Here is a 6,500-nt window from a genome sequence, read left to right as displayed (position 1 = left end):
TGCCTTGTGGAAAGATTGTAAATGGCAAACATTATTCCATCATCACCGACCATTTAGGCACGCCCATAGAAGCCTATAACCAAGAGGGCGAGCAGATATGGGAACGCGAACAAGACCTCTAAACCACCTTGCCCGTGCGGCTCGCACCAAAAGAGAATTTTAGGTGTCCGTTCAAATACCAAGGACAATACTATGATAGCGAGGTTGAGCTGTGCTACAATAGGTTTAGGTATTACCACCCCGAGACAGGAAGGTATATCTCAGAAGACCCTATTAAACTCTTAGGTGGGTTTAATGTGTTTGCGTATGTGGGGGATAGTAATGCGTGGTGGATTTGCTGGGGCTAATAATTTTACAACAAGTTCCATATGATAATCACCCTCTATCTGATAGAGTAGAAGATTTCAGAAGAGAAAATCCTGAAATTTCAGGAGGAAGAAATGTTGCAGTAGCTGAATTAAATAATGGAGATATTATTATAACTCACTCTGATAGATATGGGCATTTTGAAAAATATTTATTAGAGGAATTAGAAAAAAGAAATGCTTTAAATGATGTAAGGCATCTTTATACAGAATTGGAGCCATGTTCTGGTCATGGAATGCCTAATTGTTATGGTAAATTAGATGATAAATTACCTAAAGATCAAATTGTAATGTTTAGTTATCCTTATCCTATATCAGACAAAACTCAAGAGAACAAAAAAGCAAATCAATATCATAACTCATAATTATTTATTTTAAAATGAAGTGTGAAAAAATAGAATTAGGAATTACAGATATTACTAAAGCAAAATTCCTTAATGAACATCTCGTTGCCAATATTAATAACAATACTATTACTATTTTAGATGTTATTGAAGCTAAAGTAATAAAAACTATTAGGGACTTACCTTTTCAATATATATCTGATATATTGTTAGTAGATAATAAACTCTATATAGTAGGTATGGGTATCGATTTTCTAATTTACAATTTAGAAACAAATCAATATTCTAAAATAGTTTTATCTCATACAAATAAAATAGAAGGATCTGCAATTTTAATACTAAATGATTACTTTCTGATAGCAGATGATATTTCTGAAACTATCAAAATATATGATAAACATTTTAGTTATGTTTATCATTTTAGAGTAGGATATGGTGTTAAGCAAATCTATTTTGACAGAGAACTTAATCTCCTTATTATTTGTATTTGTGAATCAGAAGATACAGGTTTTCTATTATTTTATAAAGTTGAAGGAATAAATATTATTCCATACAATATACAAATAAGAACCTTTTTTGCCATAAGTGGAATCATAATAGATAAAACATCTGATAAACTTATTATTTATGGAGGGTATCCACCGCTTAATATCCAAATACATAAGTACTCTAACTTAGAGTTTAATAAAGAATTAGTGTTAAATGAAGATTACACTAATGATGTCTTTGGTGTTAATATAAGTGAATCATTCAATATAACTTGTTGCTTATTTGGTAATAATTATCTTCTTTATCCATATAGTGGAGGAGAAGTAATGCTAATCGACTTAATAAATAATACAGTAAAATCTATTTATAACAAAGATGAAATCTATATTTTCTCGTATATAGTTGATAATAAGATTCTTTGTATTTCAAGAGAGGGAGTAGCTACCTATATAAATTGTTATTTAGAAAAATCTTTGAATAAAAATATTGAAAATACAATAAATAAAGGATTTCCATTTCCTCAAGTAGTTGAGGAAAAATCATTCACTTTTAGATATAGCATTGAACCTGAAGAGAATTACATATATTTAAAAAGAATATCATAAAACACCTATTATAAAATCACATTTTAAAGACTATTCTATCTGATGTATATTACTTTGTCTAAAAACGACCAAATATTAAGAGTTATCCATAACTAATATTGGCCTTTCTTATTTTATAGGTAAATAGATGTTTAATTAGTAAAGCTGTCTTGTTTATAAAAATGGTTAAATTGCTTATCTTAACGACTTCGGAGTTCTGCATTCTGCGCTCCCTTGCGCACAAGTAGTTTTGAGCAGCTGAAAACCTTTTCAGCTGCTCAAAACACACCAAGCATTTTAGCCGCACCACCACCCACTTTTTGTGGAGTGGCAATGTGCCGCTGCACGAATGGAAAGAGACCTTTGAGTTCAATTACAACACAGGTTTATATGATTTAGGTACTGAGCACAGTCCCACCACTTGGATTTTTGAAGCAGGCTCTTTTGTGCCTTGTGGAAAGATTGTAAATGGCAAACATTACTCTATTATCACCGACCACTTAGGCACGCCCATAGAAGCCTACAACCAAGAAGGCGAACTGATATGGGAACGCGAGCAAGACCTTTATGGCAACTCCCGTCAAGGTTTTGCTAAAGAGAATTTTAGGTGTCCGTTCAAGTACCAAGGGCAGTACTATGATAGCGAGGTTGAACTCTGCTACAATAGGTTTAGGTATTATCATCCTGAAACGGGGAGGTATATCTCTGAAGACCCGATTAAACTCTTAGGCGGATTTAATGTGTTTGCTTATGTAGGGGATACGAATGCATGGGTGGATATATTCGGGTTGAGTTATGAGGAGGTTCGTGAAGTACAAAAAGGGGGAAAAATAAGAGTATGCTGTGATCAAAAGAAAAGATGGTAAGAGATATTTAGTGTCTGGAGATAGACTATCATTAGATTTAGTCAATGATGGAAAAGGACAATCTAAACAATATGTTTTTCATAATGGTCTCAGGACAACAATATATAGAGGGACTGATAGTAGTGCAGATGTTACCATACAAGCTAATGATTAATTTTTTAATTTAGAAATATGATTTTAATTGAAGGACAAAAAATATACTGCAAAGGTTGTGGTAAGATAATCGAAAATATTTATGATTCTTGTATACTTTTAAATATTGAAGCAAATGAAAAATCACCTCTTTATTGTCTTAATGAAGCTATTTTTCACCGAGATTGCTACAATAACTATCCATTAAGAAATATGTATGAAAAAAGAGTTGCTGAATTAGAAAAACTTTCTTCTTTAAATAATTTTGATTATATTTCTAAAGAAGAACTCTCTTTGGAGAAAATAGGGCATCCCGATAATTTAATAAGAGTTCCTTTTTTAACAGAAGATTATAACTCACCTTTATATGAGTATAATTGTATATCTTTAAATAAAAAGAATTTAGATAAATGGAGGAATTACAAAATATTTCTAAAACTCATAGATAATTTAAATAAAAGTGATGAATGGAGGGGAAAAGCATTGTCTTTTTTAATGTCTCAGTTAAACTCTCCTGTTAAACCTGACATTTTAAGATAGTTTTTTATCACCGACCACTTAGGTACCCCCATAGAAGCCTACAACCAAGAAGGTGAGCTGATATGGGAACGCGAACAAGACCGCTAAACCACCTTGCCCGTGCGGCTCGCACCAAAAGAGAATTTTAGGTGTCCTTTTAAATACCAAGGGCAGTACTATGATAGTGAGGTTGAGTTGTGCTACAATAGGTTTAGGTATTATCACCCTGAGACGGGGAGGTATATAAGTGAAGACCCTATTAAACTCTTAGGTGGGTTTAATGTGTTTGCTTATGTAAGTGATAGTAATGCTTGGGTGGATTTGCTGGGGTTGGATTCTGAAAATATATATTTTGATGATTTCAACCAAGCAATGTTTGGTACAAAAGACAAACATGGAAAAAAGCAAAAGGAAGGTGCACTTGATTGGCTATTAAAAAGAGGTTTTAAAGCAGATATTCAAAATATTAGTAGGGTTAAAGTTATTGGAGAACCTCATGGAATGAAGACGGCTGATGGAAAAGTTGGATTTAGAATTGAGTTTGATGAGAAGGTTGGGGCACATATAAATGTATTTGATAAAAAAGAGAAGGATACTCCTCATTTTATTTTTAAAGCCAGCGAAAAAACTGTAAAAAAATACAAAAACGTTATAGGAAATAAATGAAAAATTATTATGATATAGAATTACATAGGGAATTATCTAAAATTCTGAAGAATGACTTTGTTGTAGATGATATTTATCCATATTTTGATAAGATGAATAAGTTATTTCCAGTAAAATTTGATAGATATCATTTAGAAAAACTACATAACTATGAAATATTAAGATGGGATGGAATAAATTATGATGATCTTTCTTTATTTATTCATAATGTTATAAAAGAAAATAGAATTAATGAAGAGGAAATTGTTATATATTTAGGAGATAATCTGACTGATTATGCTTATATTTTTTTATTAAGAGATTTAAATAAGATAATACATAAATTACTTAGTATTCCTGAACAACATTATATTATTAATAGTAATATGTCTTGGTGTATTTTTATATCCCTTGAAAATGATGTTGAATTCGCAAGAACTATGTAATCTTTAACCTATAATAAGAAAAAATATGCACGCCCATAGAAGCCTATAACCAAGAAGGTGAGCTGATATGGGAACGCGAACAAGACCGCTAAACCACCTTGCCCGTGCGGCTCGCACCAAAAGAGAATTTTAGGTGTCCGTTAAATACCAAGGGCAGTACTATGACAATGAGGTTGAGTTGTGCTACAATAGGTTTAGGTATTATCACCCTGAGACGGGGAGGTATATAAGTGAAGACCCTATTAAACTCTTAGGTGGGTTTAATATATTTGCTTATGTTAGTGATACGAATTAGTGGTTGGATGTATTGGAACTTGTTTCTTTATCTTATAGTCCTGCTAAATATAAGCAAGAATGGGATAAAGCAAGGAAATCATATTGGTTAGAACAACTAGAAAGAAATCCTAATAGATTTTCTCCCAAAAATAAAGAGAGAATAGAAAAGGGACTTTCTCCTCAAATTGAAATAGAAATAGAGCATAAAGCAACTGGAAAAACAATGGTTGTATATCTGTTTCTATGGAATTAGAGCATACATATTTAAAACAAAGAGGCAAATCATTTAAAGCACATGAGTTTTGGAACCTAACAGAAGCTACTCCTTGGGGGCATGCCTCTATGGATAAATATAGACATATTAGTAAAAAATATAAAATAATAAAGGTTATAAAAGGAATGAGTACATTTTGAAAATTAATAAATCATATTTATGGATATAAAAGAAATTGTTGATAGTCAGGAATATATAGATATAGTAATGTCTATTTTAGAAATAACTGGAGAAAAACTAACTGAGAGAAATTTAATGAGTGATCAATATCTAAGAGAAGATATAAAAAAAGCTGCAATAGAAGGAGAAGTGTTATATAATTTCTTAAAAGATAACAAACTAATGATCATTAAATACGCTATTTGCCGGCAGCAGTATAATTCTTTTAAAAAAGATATATCAGAATTGGAAGATGATGATTTTAAAGTAGTTAAATATTTAGGACTTAATCCTACTTTCTTAGCATACTATACTATTGAATTAATTTTATTATATAAAGGAAAGAAGGTTTTGAAAGACTATTTAAAAAAAAGAGATATGTCTGTAAATGATGTTTTGAAAAATATTCAAAATGCTTATAATGCATCATTAGAGTATACTTTTAAAAGAATAAAAAGATAGATAGATGGATAATATAGATAATTATGACAAAGCTACCAACTTATTATTTGAATATGAAAAATTATACTTTACTTCCCCTGACGAAGCTTTAAAAAAGATGGTAGACCTATATCCTATAGCAGATGAAGCTTTTAATCATACTGTAACAGATGCTATACACCTTTGGTTGTTAGATCATATATCTCCAGATGTAAAATCATATATACGAGATATACTATCAAAGGAAGGAGATCCTGATTTTAGAAAAATCTATAGTGCTTGGTTAAATTGGAAATCTTGAAATAGTTAAAGATACAACAAGAGCTATAAGATTACAGAAGATAAACAAGGATAGTGCCGCGCGGGCGCAAAGCAGCAGTATGTGAGCCGCTTAAAGAAATGGCACGGCTGGACGTTTAAATACGATGACGATGGCAACCTTATAGAGAAGTACAAAGGCGGCGGGGAATTGTGAATTGTCGGACGGGTGCGACAAGTGCGACAAGTGAGACAAATGGGATAGGTAGGACGGGGAGGGAATTTTGAATTATGAATTGGGCACAAGCTACAAGCTTGCGCCAGTGGGGTAAACTATACGAAAACATTATTTATTAAAATAAATCTCTTATGAGGAAAATATTATTATACATTGTAGTATTAACAATAAATCATATGATGGCACAAGAAAATAAAAATTCTTTAAAAGATACTATTATGTTCGAAAAATTTGATTTTAATCTATGGGATACAAGGTATAAAAACTTTGAAAAGGTTTCTGATAACAAGTATTCTGGATATTATAAGCTAAAAGACGGTAGTTATTTTCGTCCTTGTAATGGGAGTGATGGTTCTGTTTTTTATGTTGTAGTACCTTCCTTACCTGCCTATTATCATTATTTTTATGATTATTATGAAAATGGAAACCCTAAAGCCTATGGTAAATATGCAAGTATGCAAACA

The 6,500-nt window shown here is 31.4% G+C and carries 13 protein-coding genes and 1 pseudogene; all 14 read left to right on the top strand.

What is annotated here, in order from left to right:
- The first annotated feature begins 134 nt into the window (after nt 1-134).
- Nucleotides 135-347 (top strand): RHS repeat domain-containing protein, encoded by a 213-nt coding sequence (locus HMPREF9075_RS12860; protein WP_083476185.1) that lies wholly within the window; start codon nt 135-137, stop codon nt 345-347.
- On the top strand, nt 326-730 hold the full coding sequence (locus tag HMPREF9075_RS06265; protein WP_009415657.1) for a nucleic acid/nucleotide deaminase domain-containing protein: 405 nt from the start codon (nt 326-328) through the stop codon (nt 728-730). The genes HMPREF9075_RS12860 and HMPREF9075_RS06265 overlap by 22 nt, the downstream gene beginning before the upstream one ends.
- A 14-nt stretch (nt 731-744) precedes the next feature.
- Nucleotides 745-1,803 (top strand): hypothetical protein, encoded by a 1,059-nt coding sequence (locus HMPREF9075_RS06260; protein ID WP_009415656.1) that lies wholly within the window; start codon nt 745-747, stop codon nt 1,801-1,803.
- Between the two features lie 299 nt (nt 1,804-2,102).
- Complete coding sequence (locus HMPREF9075_RS06255) at nt 2,103-2,648, top strand: RHS repeat domain-containing protein (protein WP_051033415.1); 546 nt, start codon at nt 2,103-2,105, stop codon at nt 2,646-2,648.
- Between the two features lie 171 nt (nt 2,649-2,819).
- Entirely contained in the window at nt 2,820-3,320 is a 501-nt protein-coding gene (locus HMPREF9075_RS06250) for a hypothetical protein (protein WP_009415653.1), read from the top strand.
- A 6-nt stretch (nt 3,321-3,326) separates the two neighbouring features.
- The gene (locus HMPREF9075_RS12855) at nt 3,327-3,407 is read left to right on the top strand and encodes an RHS domain-containing protein (protein ID WP_083476187.1); all 81 of its coding nucleotides are present in this window, start codon (nt 3,327-3,329) and stop codon (nt 3,405-3,407) included.
- A gap of 12 nt (nt 3,408-3,419) precedes the next feature.
- Nucleotides 3,420-3,965 (top strand): RHS repeat domain-containing protein, encoded by a 546-nt coding sequence (locus HMPREF9075_RS12850; protein WP_009415652.1) that lies wholly within the window; start codon nt 3,420-3,422, stop codon nt 3,963-3,965.
- Nucleotides 3,962-4,390 (top strand): hypothetical protein, encoded by a 429-nt coding sequence (locus HMPREF9075_RS12580; RefSeq protein WP_009415651.1) that lies wholly within the window; start codon nt 3,962-3,964, stop codon nt 4,388-4,390. The genes HMPREF9075_RS12850 and HMPREF9075_RS12580 overlap by 4 nt, the downstream gene beginning before the upstream one ends.
- A gap of 178 nt (nt 4,391-4,568) precedes the next feature.
- Nucleotides 4,569-4,685: an RHS repeat-associated core domain-containing protein gene (locus HMPREF9075_RS12845; RefSeq protein ID WP_232305073.1), complete on the top strand. Its 117-nt coding sequence runs from the start codon at nt 4,569-4,571 to the stop codon at nt 4,683-4,685.
- Between the two features lie 3 nt (nt 4,686-4,688).
- Nucleotides 4,689-4,919, top strand: a complete 231-nt coding sequence (locus HMPREF9075_RS06235) for a hypothetical protein (RefSeq protein ID WP_009415649.1) — start codon at nt 4,689-4,691, stop codon at nt 4,917-4,919.
- The gene (locus HMPREF9075_RS13200; protein WP_009415648.1) at nt 4,910-5,080 is read left to right on the top strand and encodes a hypothetical protein; all 171 of its coding nucleotides are present in this window, start codon (nt 4,910-4,912) and stop codon (nt 5,078-5,080) included. Before HMPREF9075_RS06235 ends, HMPREF9075_RS13200 begins: the two co-directional genes overlap by 10 nt.
- A 19-nt stretch (nt 5,081-5,099) precedes the next feature.
- Nucleotides 5,100-5,561, top strand: a complete 462-nt coding sequence (locus HMPREF9075_RS06230) for a hypothetical protein (protein WP_009415647.1) — start codon at nt 5,100-5,102, stop codon at nt 5,559-5,561.
- A gap of 4 nt (nt 5,562-5,565) precedes the next feature.
- Nucleotides 5,566-5,841, top strand: a complete 276-nt coding sequence (locus HMPREF9075_RS06225) for a hypothetical protein (RefSeq protein WP_009415646.1) — start codon at nt 5,566-5,568, stop codon at nt 5,839-5,841.
- A gap of 371 nt (nt 5,842-6,212) precedes the next feature.
- A pseudogene (locus tag HMPREF9075_RS06220) lies at nt 6,213-6,500 on the top strand (hypothetical protein); the annotation flags it as partial.

The sequence above is a fragment of the Capnocytophaga sp. oral taxon 332 str. F0381 genome, assembly GCF_000318275.2.
Classification (GTDB): Bacteria; Bacteroidota; Bacteroidia; order Flavobacteriales; family Flavobacteriaceae; genus Capnocytophaga; species Capnocytophaga bilenii.
The sequence above is the reverse complement of the archived record's forward strand: the minus strand, read 5'-3'. Positions and strand labels throughout refer to the sequence as shown.

Excerpts from the sequence above, each read along its gene's own strand:
- HMPREF9075_RS06230 (WP_009415647.1), top strand. The coding sequence starts at position 5,100 with ATGGATATAAAAGAAATTGTTGATAGTCAGGAATATATAGATATAGTA.
- HMPREF9075_RS12580 (WP_009415651.1), top strand. The coding sequence starts at position 3,962 with ATGAAAAATTATTATGATATAGAATTACATAGGGAATTATCTAAAATT.
- HMPREF9075_RS13200 (WP_009415648.1), top strand. The coding sequence starts at position 4,910 with ATGGAATTAGAGCATACATATTTAAAACAAAGAGGCAAATCATTTAAA.
- HMPREF9075_RS06225 (WP_009415646.1), top strand. The coding sequence starts at position 5,566 with ATGGATAATATAGATAATTATGACAAAGCTACCAACTTATTATTTGAA.
- HMPREF9075_RS06260 (WP_009415656.1), top strand. The coding sequence starts at position 745 with ATGAAGTGTGAAAAAATAGAATTAGGAATTACAGATATTACTAAAGCA.
- HMPREF9075_RS06250 (WP_009415653.1), top strand. The coding sequence starts at position 2,820 with ATGATTTTAATTGAAGGACAAAAAATATACTGCAAAGGTTGTGGTAAG.